Source organism: Methanobrevibacter wolinii SH (assembly GCF_000621965.1).
Lineage (GTDB): Archaea > Methanobacteriota > Methanobacteria > Methanobacteriales > Methanobacteriaceae > Methanarmilla > Methanarmilla wolinii.
The window spans coordinates 262,314-280,853 of sequence record NZ_KK211375.1 but is presented as its reverse complement, the minus strand read 5'-3'; the positions used below and the strand labels follow the sequence as shown (position 1 = coordinate 280,853).

General features: G+C 24.0%; 13 protein-coding genes. 2 read left to right on the top strand and 11 right to left on the bottom strand.

The features are described from left to right. Positions 1–230 precede the first annotated feature (230 nt). The 3 genes from T523_RS04950 to tpiA form a co-directional block, all read right to left on the bottom strand. Complete coding sequence (locus tag T523_RS04950; RefSeq protein ID WP_042707804.1) at positions 231–866, bottom strand: MBL fold metallo-hydrolase; 636 nt, start codon at positions 864–866, stop codon at positions 231–233. Between the two features lie 163 nt (positions 867–1,029). Beyond that, complete coding sequence (locus tag T523_RS08765) at positions 1,030–1,692, bottom strand: GNAT family N-acetyltransferase (protein WP_052334647.1); 663 nt, start codon at positions 1,690–1,692, stop codon at positions 1,030–1,032. A gap of 254 nt (positions 1,693–1,946) precedes the next feature. Further along, positions 1,947–2,615 carry a triose-phosphate isomerase gene (gene tpiA, locus T523_RS04940; protein ID WP_042707862.1) on the bottom strand — a complete coding sequence of 223 codons (669 nt, stop codon included), beginning with the start codon at positions 2,613–2,615 and terminating at the stop codon, positions 1,947–1,949. Positions 2,616–2,782: 167 nt separating this feature from the next. On the opposite strand from tpiA, the gene twy1 reads away from it, so the two are divergent. After that, positions 2,783–3,703 (top strand): 4-demethylwyosine synthase TYW1, encoded by a 921-nt coding sequence (gene twy1, locus T523_RS04935; RefSeq protein WP_042707803.1) that lies wholly within the window; start codon positions 2,783–2,785, stop codon positions 3,701–3,703. 162 nt (positions 3,704–3,865) lie between these two features. On the opposite strand, the gene T523_RS04930 is transcribed toward twy1, so the two are convergent. From T523_RS04930 to T523_RS04895, 8 genes are all read right to left on the bottom strand, one after another. After that, positions 3,866–6,322, bottom strand: a complete 2,457-nt coding sequence (locus T523_RS04930; RefSeq protein WP_156929594.1) for a beta strand repeat-containing protein — start codon at positions 6,320–6,322, stop codon at positions 3,866–3,868. Positions 6,323–6,786: 464 nt separating this feature from the next. Continuing rightward, positions 6,787–11,553: an Ig-like domain repeat protein gene (locus T523_RS04925; RefSeq protein ID WP_042707801.1), complete on the bottom strand. Its 4,767-nt coding sequence runs from the start codon at positions 11,551–11,553 to the stop codon at positions 6,787–6,789. A gap of 766 nt (positions 11,554–12,319) precedes the next feature. Further along, a complete protein-coding gene (locus tag T523_RS04920; RefSeq protein ID WP_042707800.1) occupies positions 12,320–12,994 on the bottom strand; it encodes a flavodoxin family protein in 675 nt (224 codons plus the stop codon). A 65-nt stretch (positions 12,995–13,059) separates the two neighbouring features. Then, positions 13,060–14,166, bottom strand: a complete 1,107-nt coding sequence (gene sucC, locus T523_RS04915; RefSeq protein ID WP_042707799.1) for an ADP-forming succinate--CoA ligase subunit beta — start codon at positions 14,164–14,166, stop codon at positions 13,060–13,062. A 12-nt stretch (positions 14,167–14,178) separates the two neighbouring features. After that, entirely contained in the window at positions 14,179–14,733 is a 555-nt protein-coding gene (locus T523_RS04910) for a 2-oxoacid:ferredoxin oxidoreductase subunit gamma (RefSeq protein WP_042707798.1), read from the bottom strand. A gap of 22 nt (positions 14,734–14,755) precedes the next feature. Beyond that, on the bottom strand, positions 14,756–15,679 hold the full coding sequence (locus T523_RS04905) for a 2-oxoacid:ferredoxin oxidoreductase subunit beta (protein WP_084486437.1): 924 nt from the start codon (positions 15,677–15,679) through the stop codon (positions 14,756–14,758). A gap of 1 nt (position 15,680) precedes the next feature. Further along, on the bottom strand, positions 15,681–16,814 hold the full coding sequence (locus tag T523_RS04900) for a 2-oxoacid:acceptor oxidoreductase subunit alpha (protein WP_042707797.1): 1,134 nt from the start codon (positions 16,812–16,814) through the stop codon (positions 15,681–15,683). Positions 16,815–17,016: 202 nt separating this feature from the next. After that, complete coding sequence (locus tag T523_RS04895; RefSeq protein WP_084486436.1) at positions 17,017–17,280, bottom strand: 4Fe-4S dicluster domain-containing protein; 264 nt, start codon at positions 17,278–17,280, stop codon at positions 17,017–17,019. A 504-nt stretch (positions 17,281–17,784) separates the two neighbouring features. Between T523_RS04895 and T523_RS04890 the strand changes: the two genes are divergently transcribed. Then, positions 17,785–18,282 carry a fumarate hydratase C-terminal domain-containing protein gene (locus T523_RS04890; protein WP_042707796.1) on the top strand — a complete coding sequence of 166 codons (498 nt, stop codon included), beginning with the start codon at positions 17,785–17,787 and terminating at the stop codon, positions 18,280–18,282. The last annotated feature ends 258 nt before the right edge of the window (positions 18,283–18,540 follow it).

The following is an 18,540-nucleotide window of genomic DNA, read 5'->3' as shown; positions in this document are numbered from 1 at the left end:
ACTATTTTATAAAATTTAGTAAAATCTTAAAGTTAATTAAAAAATCAAAAAAATATAACTAAAACAAAAAACACAATAAAATTTTAATAAATATTTAAATTATCTAAAACACGTATCAATTTCAATATAAAAAAATAGAATTATTTAAATTCTATTAATTTTAAATAATAAAAAATCAATTAATACCTTTATTTACATTATCACTAAATATTAAAATAATAAAAAATCAATTAATACCATTTATTTGCATTATCACTAGATAATTTAACAGATTTAGATCCATTTCCAACTATATATGGACCATGTCCAGTAAAAACATTTTCAACATCTAATTTAGCAAGTCTATTAAGTGAATTTTTCATATCATCAGTACTACCTGTTTTAAAATCACTTCTTCCAAAACTACCATCAGAAAATACAGTGTCCCCAGTAATTAATGATTTACTATCATATAAACATATACCTCCATGAGTGTGACCTGGAGTATGAATAACTTCAAAATCATTAAATTTATCTTTTTCATGAATTATATTTACATCAATATCTGGAACCTTAGATCCAAAGTGACTTGCAACTGTTTCTTCACCATCTAATCTTTTAATTGCATCAGCATCAAGTTCATGCATATAAACTTCAAGCCCATATTCTTTTTGAAGATATTCATCTGCCCCCATATGATCAAAATGACAATGAGTATTTACAATTTTATTAATATCTTCCATTTTTATATTAGCTTCTTTAAGATTTTCAAAGAAATAATCTAAATGACGACCAGTTCCAGGATCTACTATAACATCATCAAAGATATAAGAATTAGAATCTAAATCCATACCAATAATAGCAACTACATTACCTACTCTTTCCATAATATCATCCTTAATAAAATTAATATAAAATTTGACTCTTAAAAATATTATTTTATATTATTGAAATCATTAATTTAATTAAAAAACAATTTCTAAATAAATTACTTATTTTTAATTTAAAAAAACCTAAGTTTATAAATAAAAATAATTAAAAAATTAAAAATCATTTTAAATTTAACTTCATACCATAACAACCATAATCAAGACCAAATGAATGTGAAATACAAACTTTTCCAATCATAGTAAGAATAAAATTATGATTATAACTATTAATAGATTTAAAAAAATTATAAGAATCTTGTTTAAATCCAAATTTAGCATAAAAATTAGGTAATGACTTTTTAAATGATTCAACATCTAATTTTACACAATCACAATTTAAGTTTTTAGCTTCATTAATACAATAATTAACTAATTTAGAACCCATTTTATTATGTCTAAAATTAGGATTTACATATAAAATTCCTATATAATATTCATTATCTCCAACATATGAAGCAAGAATTTCATCTAAAACTGGAAACATGTGTGCTCTAAAATAAGAAGTACAATGAGTATCTAAAAGTGCTTTTACTACTTCAGAATATGAAAAATCACATCCCCTATAAGAAATTACAATACCTAATATATTATCTCCTTCAGATGCAACAGTAATAAAATCTTTATAATAAAGATTTTTAGTGTTTGAGAGTATTAATTTAGATATTGCATCAATTGCATTTTCCTTAGTTTTAAATAAAAAATTAAATATTTTATCTGTTTGATAAATCCAATCAGAAATAATATTTAAATCATCATTTTCACATAACGGCCTATAAACAATCATATTATCAATAAAAAATTATAAAAAAACTGATTCTATTAAAATTAAATTTTAATTTAAAATCATTTGTTGAAATTATTAAATATAAAATAATATTTAAATTTAAAAATAATTAAAAAGTTAAATTTTTAAATAAATTAGAAATATCCAATTAATATAATTAAACTAAACTTTTAAATAAATAAAACCTTAACAAAATATCTCTAATTAAACTAAACCTTTAAATAATATTATCAATAGCTAGAATTAAGAAAAAATTATAATTTACTTACAAGATCAATTAAAGCATTTCTTGGATCTTTAGCTTTGACAATACCAGATGCAAGAAGTACTCCTTCAGCACCCAAATCAATTGCTGAACGCATATCTTCACCAGTAGAAATACCTGCACCACATAAAACTTTAACATCTTTGTTAACTGCTTTAACTTTATCTACAGTACCTTTAACAACTTCAGGTTCTGCTTGAGATACTGAAATTCCAGTTCCAATAAGTTGAGGAGGTTCAATAGCAACAATATCTGGGTTAAAAGATGCTGCAGCAACACTTGTTTCAACATTATTTGTACATATACAAGATATCAAATCATTATCTTTTAGTTTTTGATTAATTTCCTGTATATCAGCAAGAGTTAATCTTTTTTCAGAATGGTTTAATAAGCTTCCATCAATACCATTATCCATTAAAGCATTTAATAAAGTAGAACCAGTATGACTTCCTGGAGAAATATTATCAATATGTTGAGATAAAACAGGAATACTAGTTTCTTCTTTTATTCTATAAATATCACAAGCTTGAGGCACAGCCATCATTTGAATTCCAGATTCATCAGCAGCACTTTCTAACATTTTAGCTAATTTTAAAGCATTTTCTCCACTTGCTTCTAAATAAGTTTTGAAATTTAAGATTACAACAGGTGTTTTAATATTAACCATAATTTATACCTCATTAATTATACAATTAAAATTATTTTAAATTAAAAATTACAATAATTATATAATAATTTATAAATTAATATATAAATAATTAAAGAGTATTAAATTAAAGTTTTTAGTACTTAAAAATTATATCAAATAAAAGATTAGGTAATCTTATGGCATTAACAAAGGAAGAACAAAAGATATTAGAAAAAAGTGGATATCGTTTTTTAGGAAAAAATGGTCATGCAGCATGTAAAATTTGTCACTGGACACGTGAAAGTATTGTAAATCGTGATGTTTGTTATAAACAAAAATTTTATGGGATAGAATCACATAGATGTTTACAAATGTCACCAGCAGTCCCATTTTGTCAACAAAAATGTTCCTTTTGTTGGAGAGATTTATCACTTACAAAAACAGAATGGGAAGGTCCATGGGATGATCCAGAAACTATTGTAGAAGATGGGATTAAAGAACATAATAAACTTTTATGTGGATATTATGGTAATGATAAAGCAGATAGAAAAAAATTAGAAGAAATGAAAAAACCAACTAATGCAGCAATTTCTCTTGCAGGAGAACCAACATTATATCCAGATATTGATGGACTTATTGGAGAATTTAACCATCAAGGATTTTCAACATTTCTTGTATCAAATGGTCAAAATTATAATAAATTAAATACATTAGGAAATGAACCAAGTCAAACATATCTCTCATTAGATGCACCTAACAATAAAATATATAAAGAATTATGTAACCCTCAAATAGACAAAGCTTGGGATAATTTAAATAAATCATTAGAAATTCTTAATACATTTACTAATAATACTGCACTTCGAATTACCCTTGTTAAAGGAAAAAATATGATTAATCCAGAAGATTATGCAAAACTTATTGAAAAAGCAGACCCAACATATATCGAAGTAAAATCCTATATGTGTGTAGGTTCATCAAGAGATAGATTAAGTTTAGATAATATGCCAAGTTATGATGAAGTTAATGCATTTGCATCAAAAATTGGAGAAAATTGTGGACGTAGTATAACAAATGGATCTAAAATAAGTCGTGTTGTACTACTTACAAAAGATTAATTTAATATATTAATCTTTAACTTATTTTAATTATTTACTGAATTTAAAAAAAAACAAGAAAACACGAAAAAAACTATTTTATTAAAGATTAATTAGAGTCTAAAATTTAGAATTAATTTTAAAAAAAAGTAAAATAGTCAGTGAATGACTATTTTAAAAAAACTATCTTCTTACAGTAATCCTACTAGTCATAGATTTAGCAGCAAAAGTACCATCACCAACAAAACGAGTAGTAATAGTATAAACACCAGCACGACTAAACCTTAACCTAAGACTTGCTCTACCATTCTTATCTGTTTTCAAATTATAAGTCCTACCATTAACAACAACAGTTAAAACCCTACCAACAGCATTAACAGACTTTCTACTATCTAAAGCAGAAACACCTTTAAGAGTAAAAGTCAAAGTCCTATAAACATTAACCTTAACAGGATTAACACCACTAACAGCAATACTAGAAACTTTAGGACTAATAGTAATCTTATTAACAACAAAACTACCATTATAATCATCATCACCTAAAAAAGCAACAGCAAAAGTATAAATACCACTCCAAGCAAGATTAATCTGAAGTTTTGCAACACCAGCATCATCAGTTACAAGATTATAAACAACACCATTAAAACCAACACTAACAGGCTTATTAACTAAAACATTACCATTTTGATCTTTAAGAGTGACAGTAAAGTATCCACCACGCTCACCATGATAAAAATCAACAGCAGTCTGACTAAAATCACTAGAAACAATAACAGTAGCTAATCTTTCAGGAGCTTTTTTAACTAATATAAAACTATCAGATACATCAGATCCAAAGAAATATTTATCTCCTTCATATTTAACAGTAAAAATCAATTTACCTTCTAAATCTGTGATATTAGCAATACCTTTTTTATCTGTAGTAATAGTACCTATTTCAGTACCATTTATAGCATATTTAATATTTGCTTCAGGTATAGGATTTCCATTAGAATCTGTTAAATTAAGAATTATATTTCCATTATCATCAATATCAATTTTAATATTAGATTGATTTTTTATAGGTATATTATCTTTAACAGTATTATTTCCATTATTATAAACTGCATAATCACCAACAGTATTATTTGCAATAATATTATTATTAATTACAGTATTATTAGAAGTTGATGTAAGGTTTATTCCATAATAACCAGAAGAACTAATATTATTACCTTCAATAATTCCACTGTTTTTATATACAACAATACCTATATTATCAGATGAAATTGAGTCACCAGTAGTAGGTTTAGAAAGACCTAAACCATTAAGAATGATATTATTATCTTTAATAATTAAACCATTATTATCACCACTAGAAGCAATACCTAAAGTATAGTTACCATCACCAGTAATATTATTAGATATAACAGTTTCATTAGTACCCATTAATTCAATACCATAAACAGAATTAGCTAAACCATATATTGTGTTATTAATATAATTAACATTAGCTGCACCACTCCATGCTGCTGAAGCAATAGGATAACTTACAGTAATACCAGTAGAATTAATATAATTATTAGTAATATTACCATTAGAAGGACCATTTACATATATACCATTTGCATAATTATTTCCATTAACAATAATAGTGTTATTATCAAGGATAAAAGAAGAAGAATAAATCATAAAACTACCATCATTACCATAAGATACGATTCCATTAATATTAACACCATATACATAACTATTACCAGTAGTTATAATTGTATTATTAATGAGACTAGTATTAGACCCTTTAATGAATATATTATATAAAGTATCATAAGAACCTGAAACATTATTATAAGTAGTTTTTATCTTATTATTTTTTAAGGAAGTTTTATTAGAACTAATAACAGCAATACCTCCTTTATAACAGATTACATTATAATTACTATCATATCCTAATGGAACAGAAGGAACATTATTATCAATTGAATTATTTTCAATTAAAATATTAGAAGCATCATTAATATATATTGGGAAATTAGTAGTAGTTTTATTCTCATTTCCATTAAATAATATATTATTATTAGTTAAGTTAATATTAGAAACACTATCAATGTAAATTCCATAAGAATCAATGCCTTTAGTTGATTGATTAATATAAACACCATTGACAGCATTATTATTACCTCCAATTATAATTGCAGCATCTTGTTTACTATTAATAAAACTTAAATCATTTAAAATAATACCATCATTAGCTAAGCTTACAGTAGTATCATAAATAGTAGCATTAATACCATTTACAGTAACTTTATAATCAAATGTAATTCCATCTAAAATATTTCCATCTGAAGTGGTTATATTTGCAAAATTACCATGTAAATTTACAGTAGAACCTTCTGGTACAACTGTATTATTTAAGAAACCATCTTGTCCAAAGTAATTGAAAAATGTACTATTATCTACATCAAATGAATTAGTATTATCCTCTGATACATTTTCATTTGAATCTTCATAAACAGAATTATTTAGATTCATCTGAGAGTTATCTGACTGGCTTATTAAATTTGAATTAGTATCATTAATCTCTGTAGCACTAATTCCAGATATACATAAACAGAAAATAGCTAAAATAGAAATTATTAAAATACTCTTTTTAGAAAACACTTTTTTTTCACCTCTTTCATAAATTAAGAAAAAAATTTTATATAACTTTTTAAAATTTAAATAAAATTTTTTATAAAGCAAATAAAATTCAACTTTAAATTAAGTAAAATTGACTTTAATCAAAAATACATGTTATATAATATAAATTATAATATATTTAAATATTACCAAAATTCTTTATAAAAAATCAAAATTACTTGAAAATAATGATACTAAATAAAATTAATACATTATAATATAAAATAACAATTTTAGTAAATTTGATTTTCTAGTATTAAATACTATTTAAATTTTTATAAAAATAGAATTAATAGATTAAAAATAATATTTAAAAAAAATAAAGTATTAAAATAATTTATTTAAGTCATTGAATTTAATAAAAAATTAAATTAAATTTTAAAAAAAAATAAGTTTTAATAAAAACATTAAAAAAAGAATAGTTAAATAACTATTCAAAATTTCTTTTATTTAATTACTAATTTTGAAGTACATGAATTACTACTAAAAGTGCCATCACCAGAAAATTTTGTAACTACAATATAAGTTCCTTTTTTATAAATTGAAACATTAATAATAGCAAGACCATTATCATTTGTTTTAACATTATATGTTTTACCATTTACAGTAATTTTAATGTTTTTACCTACAGCATTAACTGTTTTTTTATTATTAGTAGCACTAAGACCAGTTAACTTAACAGTGATTGTTTTTCTTGAAACACTAAGCTTGTAAATTAAATTTTTAGAAGTTAATTGTGTCTTTTTAGGATTAATAGTAATTTTAGCAACAACAAAACTACCATTATAATTATCATCACCTAAAAAAGCAACAGCAAAAGTATAAATACCACTCCAAGCAAGATTAATCTGAAGACGAGCAATACCTTTCTTATCAGTTATAAGATTATACACTACACCATTAAAACCTATACTGACTGATTTATTACTTAATAAATTACCATATGAATCTTTTAAAACAACATTAAAGTAATTTCCTCTTTCTCCATGATAAAAATCAACTGCAGTCTGAGTAAAATTATTATATTCAATAAATGTATTTTTTCTTATATGATTTTTAATAAAAATAATAAGAGAACTCTTAGATTTAGAGTAATTTGATTCATTAAATATAGCAGTAAATTTAATTTTTCCATACAAATTATGAATAATAATTAAACCATTATTATTAGTAATAAATGTACTGTTAACATTATTTATTATACAATTAACTGGAGCATTAACAATAGGATTACCTAAAGAATCTGTTAATTTAACAACAATACTTTGATTTATAACATCAATATCTAATTTTGAACTAATATCATAAACAGTGAAATTTACTAAACCTTCAGAAGAATCATAATAATCATCACCAAGATAATTAACATTTAATATATAATTACCAACTGTTAAATTAGATAAATTAAATACTGCAAATCCATTATTTAAACTAGCAAACTTATTAGAACCATTAATATTAATAGATACAAGACCAGTAGCTAAAGGATTAACATTAACCTTAATAATCAAATTATTTCCAAGAAAAATATTTTCAGTATCAATGTTTATATATGAACTTAATTTTGAAACATTAACTAATAAATTACTACTTTGATTATATGCATATTTACCATTTCCATCACTATAAGATATTATAAAAGTATAAACCCCTACTTTATTAAATACATATGGTAAACTTGTTAAACCAGATTTAACTTTAATATTTTTAATGTCAAGAGAATTACCATTGTAAAAAATATAATAAGTAATAATTCCTTCATCTATAGCTTTATTATTCCAATCACAAACATTAACTTTTAAATTATATGAACTATTAACCTTAGTATTATTAGGAAAATCAAAATCTAAAACAGTATATGATACAAGATTAATAATTGATGAGTAATTTAAAGCATTATACTTATTAGTTTCATTAGAAATTATTTTAATTGTGTAATTTCCAGGATCATCACACAAATATGTAAAATTACCATTTTTTAAATTAAATGTATTAACACTTATTAAATTTCCATTTGAATCATAAATACTAATATTAATCATATCATCAAGATTTATATTATCTCCAAATTCATCATTACTTATAATTGAAATATTTTTTCCATTTACATTAATTTCAAAATCAATATTGAGTTTTGTAATATTAACAATAGAAGAATTTGTACTAGATTTATACATATTATTTTCATTATAAAATGCATTTATTGTAAATACCGCTTCTTTATCAGAATTTATTATATAATATGCAGAACCATTAGATAAATCATAAGTTTTTTCATTATTATTTACTTTAATAATAAGTTTACCATTATTAATTGCATTACCATTTTCATCTTTTACAATAAATACAATATAATCATTATTTCCAACTTTAGATTTACCTTTATTCTCAATAAGAATACTTGTTGACATCTTATTAATATATACAAATCCTTTAGAACTTTTATTACTTGAACTATAATCAGTTCCACCTAAATAATATCCAACAATAGAATAATTTCCAGGATTAATAAAAGTATAATTAAATTCTGCAATACCCTTATTTAAAATTGCTGTATAATTTTTACCATCAATTTCAAAGAAAACTACACCATCATCAACTAAAGAACCATTATTAGAATCAGTAACTATTGCTTTAATAGTTGTATTATCCATAGTCTTACTAGTTACATTTTCAACAACAATACTTGCATTACGTAAACCATTAGGATTAGTTGTAAATGCTTTAATGCATGCTACTTGACCTCCATTATAATAATGACCATAATTAGGCATATTTAAAGAATAATTATATAAATCATACCAATCATTTCCATCATAACTAAAGTATGAAACGTTTGGATGTAATGTAAGCCTATATGCTGAGATTTCTTCTATAGGGAAACTTGCAAGTCCAGTAGTATTAATTCTAATTGCAATAGTAAATTTATCTCCTTTAAATAAAGGAATCAATTTATTTAATTTAATTGTATAATATCCAGATAAAGTAGAACCTGAAATACTATCTACTAATTTATCATTTAAATAGACATATGCAATATAATCAGTTACTGTTGAATTGAAATAAGTTGAAAATGCAGAAAGATAATCATTTGATATAGCAGTAAAAGTATTTTTATACCAAATAGTGTTTTTCCCTGTTACAAACCAGTCACTCATTCCTCCAACATCATATTGATAATTTTTATTATACTTTGTTGAATCATTTAAAATAAAACAAAAAGCATCCTGAGTATTTACTTCACAGAATTTAGTATCATAATAAGAAACATAGAAATAACCATTATTACCCCAATTATTACCCCAACTATTTTTAACAATCCATGCACCATTAGCTTCAGGAGTATAAGAAAAATGATCTTTTGAATAATTATCATCCCATCCAACAATAGTTACAGCATGATTAGCAGAATTAAAAGTATTAGAATAATAACTGTATCCATTTAAATAATAGGAATTATAGTACATTGAAACTGCAACAGCACCATAATTTAGAATTGCTCTTTTAATATTATCATTATCTGTATAATTTTCTCTAGGTGGAATATAATAAACATTTTGAACATGCATAATTGTTTCATTATTAAATAAATGAGAAATATAACTGTAATCATCATATTTTTCTAATGATTCATTAATAGGTCCCTGCCAACTAACTAAATAACCAACAGACATACTATTAAATCCACCTTCATTAGGTAATAATTTATTAGATCCAATAAACATTAAACCATATTGTGAATAATATACTGCAAGGTTTTTCATATTTTCTTCAGAAAAATCATAGGTTTGATTATTTGCCTTTAAAATTGAAGATTCTAAAGCTGCAAGAGCAGCAAAAGCCCAACAACTTCCACCATCCATTTGATTTTTAATTGGACTAACATAACCATAATCTACAAGATTATATTTACTTGGAATAGCACCTTCATATTTTTTATCTTTATTTACAATAATTTTAACATTAGATCCACCATAATATAGTGGCCAAAATGTTTGATTATATAAATTATTAGAAGTATTGTTTCCATAATTATCTGTAAATGTGATATTATCCATTTCAAATATAGGATTTCCATTTGAAAATATAGCTCCACCAAGACCAGAAGCATTATTAAGAGTGAAATCATTACTAGTTAATTTAAATGAACTTCCATTATCTACATATAATGCACCACCATTCATAGCATTATTTTTAGTAAAGGTAGAATTTATAATATTAATTGGAGAATAAATATCAAATATTCCACCACCTTCATATTTAGCATGATTTTCTATAAACTTAGATGAAGAAAGAGAAATATTAGAATCTAAAACTGAGATAGCACCACCAAATGTAGCATTACAATTAGTAAAATTAGTGTTTTTAAGTGTTAAAACAGAATTTAAAGAATAAATTGCTCCTCCTGCATTACTTAATGCAATATTACCACTAAACAATGAATTAGATATGTTTAAAATAGAATTATATACTGCAATAGCACCACCATAAATACTTGATGAAGAATTCATAAATATAGAATCCCCAATATTTAAGGTTCCATTAGCAATATATATAGAACCCCCATATGCAGATTTAGAACCTAAAAAGCTACAATTAATTAAATTAACTACCGGTTTATAATATGTAGAAGAATATTGTTTAGCATAAATAGCACCACCAAAAGTATTTGAATTTAAATTAATACTTTTAGAACAATTTATAAAATCAACATTAATTGCTGATAAATTTCTATAAACTTTAATATTAGTATCAAGAAGAATTAAATTATTTAATTTCAAATTACCTACATTACTTATATCAAATCCATAACCATTAATTATTACACCATTTTTAGATTCTCCAGTCATTGTAGTAAATGAATTAATAGAATAAACCCTATTTAAACTATAATTACCATTTGCAAAAAATGCTTTTTTACCATTTATATTATAATTAAAATATTTATAAGGATTATCCTTAGAACCATTACCATTAATATCAACTGATGAATTAAAATAAACATCATATTCAACATCATCTTCAGAAGAGTAATAAACATCTTGTGATGAATTTAATGAATAATTATTATTTGATACAATATTGGAAGATAAATTTGTATTTAAATTATTAGAATTAATATTATTTACATTTTCTGCAGAAACCAAAGATACTGAAACTAAAAATAATATTAATAAAAATAATGAAAAAATAAATCTATAATTTTTAATCATATAAAGCCCTTAAATATTTTGTTTTAATAAATTAATCATTTAATTAAAAGCAAATTAAAAATTTAAAATAAAATTAAAATAGTTTATTGAGATTTAATTTAAAAAAAATCCATGATTATAAATTAAGAACTGATGTGTTTAATTAATAATTTTTACTATGTTTATTATAATAATCAATAATAATGGCGGATATAAATAAACTATATAAAATAATAATTAATATAAATTTTAAACTTACTTTAAATAATTTAAATATGTAGAAATATTCAAAAAAATAACAAATACAATTAATTTTGAAATTATTTAAACATGAAAAGATATTTATTATACAGAATATAAAAAATTAACGATTTATAATAACCTAGTAATCGATATATATTAAATTAGAAATTTTTAGAGATTTTAAAATAAAAACATTAAAATTTTAAAATAAAACTTATTGAATATTGAAATTTACTAATTTACTAAAAAAACTTTATCAAATTTAGTTTTCAATATAAAGACTATATATTAATATAAAAATAAGATTTCAAAGGCATTAATTAATTTAAAAATAAAACCTCTTAAAAAAATAAGGACTTTGTTGAAATCCTCAAAATCTTTTGAATAAATTTTCTTAAAATTGATTTTCAAACATTAATTCTTGTTTAAATTTTTATAAAAAATAGGAATTCAACAAACCCAAAATAAGTTTAAATAAATTTTCAATATAAATGGTTTAATTATAAATTTTCAAATAAAAAGTTAAAATAAAATTATAAAAAGATTAAATCACATCACTAGCTAAATGTCTACCTAAAACATATGCTTCATTAAGATCTTTTGGAAATTGGTTTAATTTCTGTTTTAATTTTTCCTCCTCATCAAAAAGAGAATTTTCAAACTTAGAATAATCTTTAAATTGATAAGTATCAAAAACTTTTAATGAATAAACTTTTGAAAAAATTCTTGAAATAACTGATTCAATATTATTTAATGTATATTTAAGAGTATAATTATCATAATCCTCTTTTTTAATATTCATAGTATAAACACAAGCAATAGGTAATTTATTTTCTGCTAAAGATGAATGATTTTTATCATAAACCAAATATTGAAATATTAAACGTTCAAGAAAAGATCTCATTTCACCACTAACATCCATAAGATAAATAGGACTTCCAATAACCATTGCATCAGCAGTTTCTAAATCTTTTAATATTTTATATAAATCATCTTTAATAATACAATGCCCATAACTTCTACCATTTAAACGTTTACATGAAAAACAACTTCTACATCCAGTGAAATTTAAACTATATAAATTAATAAAATTTAATTCAATCTTTTCATTAGGAAGTTCTTCATGAATTTTATCACAAAAACCAGATTCTACTTTTTTTAAAATTTGAGCAGTGTTACGTCCTTTCCTTGGACTACCATTAATTACATAAAATTTCATTTAAATCACTAATAAAAAATAAATAAAAATTAGTTAAGTTAAAAGAAATTAACTAATAATTAATATTATTCTAAAGATTTACAGATTTCAACTGCTTTTTCAGCAGCTTTTTCCATAGAAGTTTCAAAAGGAATTCCTGCTTCTTCAAGAATTTTTTGACCTTCTTCTTCATTAGTACCAGTGAGTCTAATTACAATAGGAATTTCTCTTTTACTTATTTTAAGTGCATCAATTACTCCTTTTGCAACATCATCAGCACGAGTAATTCCACCTAAAACATTTAAAAATACAGTTTTTACTGGTGGGTAATTTAAAACTAAATTTAAAGCTTTTTTAATAGTTTCTTCAGAAGATCCTCCACCAATATCTAAGAAAGTTGCTGGTTTTCCGCCATATAAATTAATCATATCCATAGCGGTTAATGTTAAACCTGCACCATTACCTAAAACTGCAATATCACCATCTAATTTAACAAAACTAAATTGTTTAGGTTCATGACCAGTTAATTCAAGTAAATCTTTATGTCTAAACGCAGCATCATTTTCAACCATTAATTTTGCATCTGCAGCATATAATCCATTTGGAGTAAGTATTAATGGATTAACTTCAACAATTTCTGCATCATATTTTTGGAAAATATTATAAAGTTTAAATATAGTGTTTCCAACATCAGATACAAGATTAGAACTTACACCCATTTTACGTGCTATTTCACGTGCTTCATAAGGTAAGAATTCATCTAAAGGATTTACATAATATTTAATAATCTTCTCTGGATTAGTTTTAGCAAGATTCTCAATTTCTACACCACCTTCAGAAGAAGCCATAATTAAAGGTTTTTTAACATTCCTATCATAAGATACACTAACATAAAATTCTTTTTCAATATCTGCTTTTTCTTCAACTAAAAGGTGTTTAACTCTTACTCCTTTAATATTAGAGTTCAAAAGTTCATCTGCTAAAGTATATACTTCACCAGGAGCATCTGCAAATTGAATTCCTCCAGCTTTACCTCTTCCACCAACTAAAACTTGTGCTTTTAATGCAACAGGTCCACCTAATTCAGTTGCAACCTCTACAGCTTCTTCTGGAGTATATGCTACTTGACCTCTAAGGATTCTTATTCCATTATCTTTAAATAATTTCTTTGCAACATGTTCAAAAAATTTCATTTTAACACCTTCTTAAGCTTCTTCTACAATTTTCAATCCTGCTTCAAAAGCATTAATATTTTTATTTTCAGTACCTTTAGGAACACTATCTAAAATTGAATTACGTGCAGCTTCTTCAGATACAATTCCAGTTGCTTTTGTAATAGCACCAACCATTACAATATTTGCTACAATTTTAAGATGAATTTCATTTACTGCAGTAGCAGTAGCTTTAGCATGATATACAGTAAGATCTCTTTCTTTAATAAAATCTTTAATATCTTCTTCTTGAACCATATCTGGATCAATAATTAATGTTGCTCCTTGTTTTAAATCAACCATATATTTAATTAAAGCTTCATGAGACATAGCAACTAAAATATCTGGACTTTCAACTTTAGGATAATCAATTTCTTCATCACTAATAACAACATCACATTTTGAAGCTCCTCCACGAGCTTCAGGACCATAAGATTGAGTTTGAACTGCATTAATATTATCAAATAAAGAAGCAGCTTTACCTAAGATAATACCTGCTAAAATAACTCCTTGACCTCCAAAACCTGCTATTCTAATTTCTTTTCTCATTATATCATCCCTTATAATTTATTTACTCTTTGTTCTCACCAAAGTCTTTTAAGAAAGCAGAACGTCTAAGAGTTTTATCTCCATAATTTTCTTTAGATAATTTCTGAAGATTATCTGTAAATTCTGGAGCACTTTTATCAACAAATTCACCAACGACAATTTTATCTGCAAGTTCATGCTCACTCATTAATTTAGTATTATTAATGTAGATTGTAGAATTTTTAATATGATCCATCATTTTAACAGGAGTTTTCATTTTATTTTTTCTACCAAAGTAAGTAGGACATTGAGATACAATTTCAATAAATGAAAATCCTTTATTTTTAAGACCTTTTTTAATAGATTTAACAGCACTTTCTACTTGTACAGTAGTCCATCTTGCAACATAAGTTGCACCAGCTGCTGCTACAAGTTCAGCTAAATGGAATGGTTTATCTCTATTACCATATGGAGCAGTTGAACCATAACTTCCTTTAGGAGAAGTTGGACTAATTTGACCACCAGTCATTCCATAAATATTATTATTAATACAGATAACAGTAAGATTAATATTTCTTCTTGCAGCATGAATTAAATGATTTCCACCAATAGAAGCACAATCTCCATCACCAGTAAATACAACAACATCTAAATCAGGATTTGAAACTTTAAGACCAGTTGCAAAACTTAATGCTCTACCATGAGTAGTATGTAATGAATCACATTTTATATAACCTGGAATTCTTGAAGAGCATCCAATTCCAGAAACCATAGCAATATTATCAAAATCCATATTTGCTTCTTCCATACCTTTAAAGAAGGTATTAATAATTGTACCATTACCACAACCTGGACAGAATATATGAGGTAATCTATCTTCTCTTAAATATTTAATAAAAGGAGCTTTAGTTCTTTTTGGTTTTTCAAACTTGTCATCTATAGTATATTCATCTATTTCATCAACCATCTTAATTACCTCCTACAGATTTAATTGCAGATAAAACTTCACTAGGTTTATGGAGTTCTCCTCCAATCTTGCTTAATAAATGTACTTTAGCATTACCTTCAGATACTCTTTCAACTTCATGAACCATTTGTCCTAAGTTCATTTCAGGAACGATTATATCATTTGCAGACTCACATACTGCTTTAACATCATCATCAGGGAATGGCCATGGAGTGTTAATTTTTAAATAACCTGCTTTAATTCCTTCTTTACGAGCCTCTTTTACAGCAGTTGTAACAGATCTTACAGGAGCACCATAACAAACAACAATTACATCAGCATCATCAGTAAATTCAGATTTTACACTGGTAATTTTGTCTCTATTTTTAAGTATTTTATCACATAACCTTTTAACTAAAACTGCATGTGTTTTAGGATTATTAGTATCTGGATAACCTATTTCATTGTGAGTTAAACCAGAAACATGAACTTTATAACCATCACCAAATGCAGGCATTGGATTAGTTGCGTTTTTCCTATTTTTAAATGGTAAAAATTCATCAGGACTCATAGTAGGTTCTTTTCTTGCAACTAAATCAACTTTATTTGGTATTGATATTTTTTCTCTCATATGACCAATTGATTCTTCAGTCATTAAAAATACAGGTACTCTGTATTTTTCAGATAAATTAAATGCTTTAATTGTAAAATCAAAATATTCTTGAACTGAAGAAGGTGAAAGTGCAATAGGTTCATAATCACCATGAGAACCCCAACGAACTTGCATCATATCACTTTGACTTGCCATAGTTGGTTGTCCAGTAGAAGGAGAACCTCTTTGAACGTTTACAATAACAAGTGGTGTTTCAGTCATAAAAGCATAACCAAGATTTTCTTGCATTAAAGAAATACCTGGACCACTAGTTGCAGTCATAGCTTTAGAACCACCCCAACTAGCACCAATAACTGCACCCATAGAAGAAATTTCATCTTCCATTTGTACAAATGAACCCCCATATTTCGGAAGTAAACGAGCTAAATTCTCAGCTACTTCAGTAGAAGGAGTAATAGGATAACCAGCAAAGAATCTACATCCTGCTTTTATAGCAGCAAGTGCACAAGCTTCATTACCTTGAATAAATAATTTTTCTACCATTTTAATAACCTCTCTTTTTGTAGAATCTTAATATTTAAATTAATAATTAAATTATAATTTATAAAAAAACAATTTGACATTATAAATCATGATATTTTAAATATTTCTATACTTTTAAATCTTATAATTTAAGTTTACAAATTAATATAATAAAAAATAAGATTTCAATAAATAACATTCACAAATAAAATTAATAATAAATTTAATTTTTAACTTTTGAGAAATTAGGATTAAATGCATATGTATTATCTTTTAACCACCAATTTTTCTCAATATTAACTAAGATTGCTTGATCAGGACATAATAATTCACATTCCCCACAATTTAAACAATCATTTTCATTAGTTGGAATAGGTAAAAAGACTCCTTTTTTGTTTGCTTTTTTAGCAACTGTAAAAACATGTGCATTACAAGTATTTACACATAATAAACATCCTTTACACAAATCAGGATCTATATAAATCATAAAAATCTCCTTAAAATTTTTAATATAATAAAAAATTTGATTATTTATTAAATTAATATTAATATAATATTTGATATTGAACATTTAAATAATTTATTAAAATTTATCAAATTTTTAAATATTTAGATAAAAACTTAGATTTCAATATGTATATATAAAAAATAAAAAATTAAAATAAAATTCAAAAATTAAGAAAAGTTTATACAAAATCAAAAATTATTATAAATTTTTTAATAAAAATTAAATAATGATTAAAAATTTTTTAAAATAGAGAATATTAAAAATTAAAAACAAAAACCTAAGAAAAAATTAAACACCCAAAAACAAAAATCTAATAAAAAACACACAAAAACAAAAATCTAAGAAAAAAAATACAAAAAACACTAAAAAACAGGAAGATAAACAATAAAAGTAAAATCCCAATAAAAACCAAATAATATAAAAATAGATTTTAGATTATCAAAAAATTGAATACTAAAAAATATAAATAATAAAATGATTAATATGATAGAAATTAAAACACCAATTTCTAATGAAATAATAAAAAAATTAAAAATTAATGATAAAATTACAATTAGTGGAACAATATATACTGGAAGAGATGCAATATTACCAAAACTTGGAGAAATGATTAAAAACAATGAAAAATTACCGATTGATTTAAAAGGAAGTGCTATAATGCATACTGCAGTAAGTGATGCAGGAATAGCAACAACAACATCTAATAAAAAAGAAATTGAATCAAACATACCAATATTATCAAAAGCTGGTGTAAAAATACATATTGGAAAAGGAGCATTAAGTGAAGAAACAAAAAATATATTAAATAAAGAAAATTCAATATATGTAGTTTCACCTCCTGTAGCTGCACTTCTTACAGATTCCATACTTTCAAAAAAATGTGTAATGTTTAAAGAAGAAGGTATTGAAGCATGTTTTAAATTAAAAGTTAAAAATATTCCTGGAGTTGTTGCAATTGCTAATGGAGAAAGCATATTTTAAATTATAAACTAATTAAAAACTTAAAATTAATAAATTTATTAAAAACATGTAAAATCCAAATTAAATTTATAAGTTTTTTAGTAAATAATCATGAATTAATTTAATTAATTAAATAAAAAAATTGTTTTTAAATAAATTATAAGTTTTAATTTAATAAATCTAAATAAAAAAATTGTTTCTAAATAAATCATATATATTCAATAAATTTGAATAATATAAAAAAGATATAATATTAATTTTCAAATGGACTCTTAATAT

Coding starts and splice junctions, on each gene's coding strand:
- T523_RS04890 (WP_042707796.1), top strand. CDS start 17,785: ATGATAGAAATTAAAACACCAATTTCTAATGAAATAATAAAAAAATTA.
- T523_RS04905 (WP_084486437.1), bottom strand. CDS start 15,679: ATGGTTGATGAAATAGATGAATATACTATAGATGACAAGTTTGAAAAA.
- T523_RS04910 (WP_042707798.1), bottom strand. CDS start 14,733: ATGAGAAAAGAAATTAGAATAGCAGGTTTTGGAGGTCAAGGAGTTATT.
- T523_RS08765 (WP_052334647.1), bottom strand. CDS start 1,692: ATGATTGTTTATAGGCCGTTATGTGAAAATGATGATTTAAATATTATT.
- T523_RS04925 (WP_042707801.1), bottom strand. CDS start 11,553: ATGATTAAAAATTATAGATTTATTTTTTCATTATTTTTATTAATATTA.
- T523_RS04895 (WP_084486436.1), bottom strand. CDS start 17,280: ATGATTTATATAGATCCTGATTTGTGTAAAGGATGTTTATTATGTGTA.
- T523_RS04950 (WP_042707804.1), bottom strand. CDS start 866: ATGGAAAGAGTAGGTAATGTAGTTGCTATTATTGGTATGGATTTAGAT.
- twy1 (WP_042707803.1), top strand. CDS start 2,783: ATGGCATTAACAAAGGAAGAACAAAAGATATTAGAAAAAAGTGGATAT.
- T523_RS04900 (WP_042707797.1), bottom strand. CDS start 16,814: ATGGTAGAAAAATTATTTATTCAAGGTAATGAAGCTTGTGCACTTGCT.
- sucC (WP_042707799.1), bottom strand. CDS start 14,166: ATGAAATTTTTTGAACATGTTGCAAAGAAATTATTTAAAGATAATGGA.
- T523_RS04920 (WP_042707800.1), bottom strand. CDS start 12,994: ATGAAATTTTATGTAATTAATGGTAGTCCAAGGAAAGGACGTAACACT.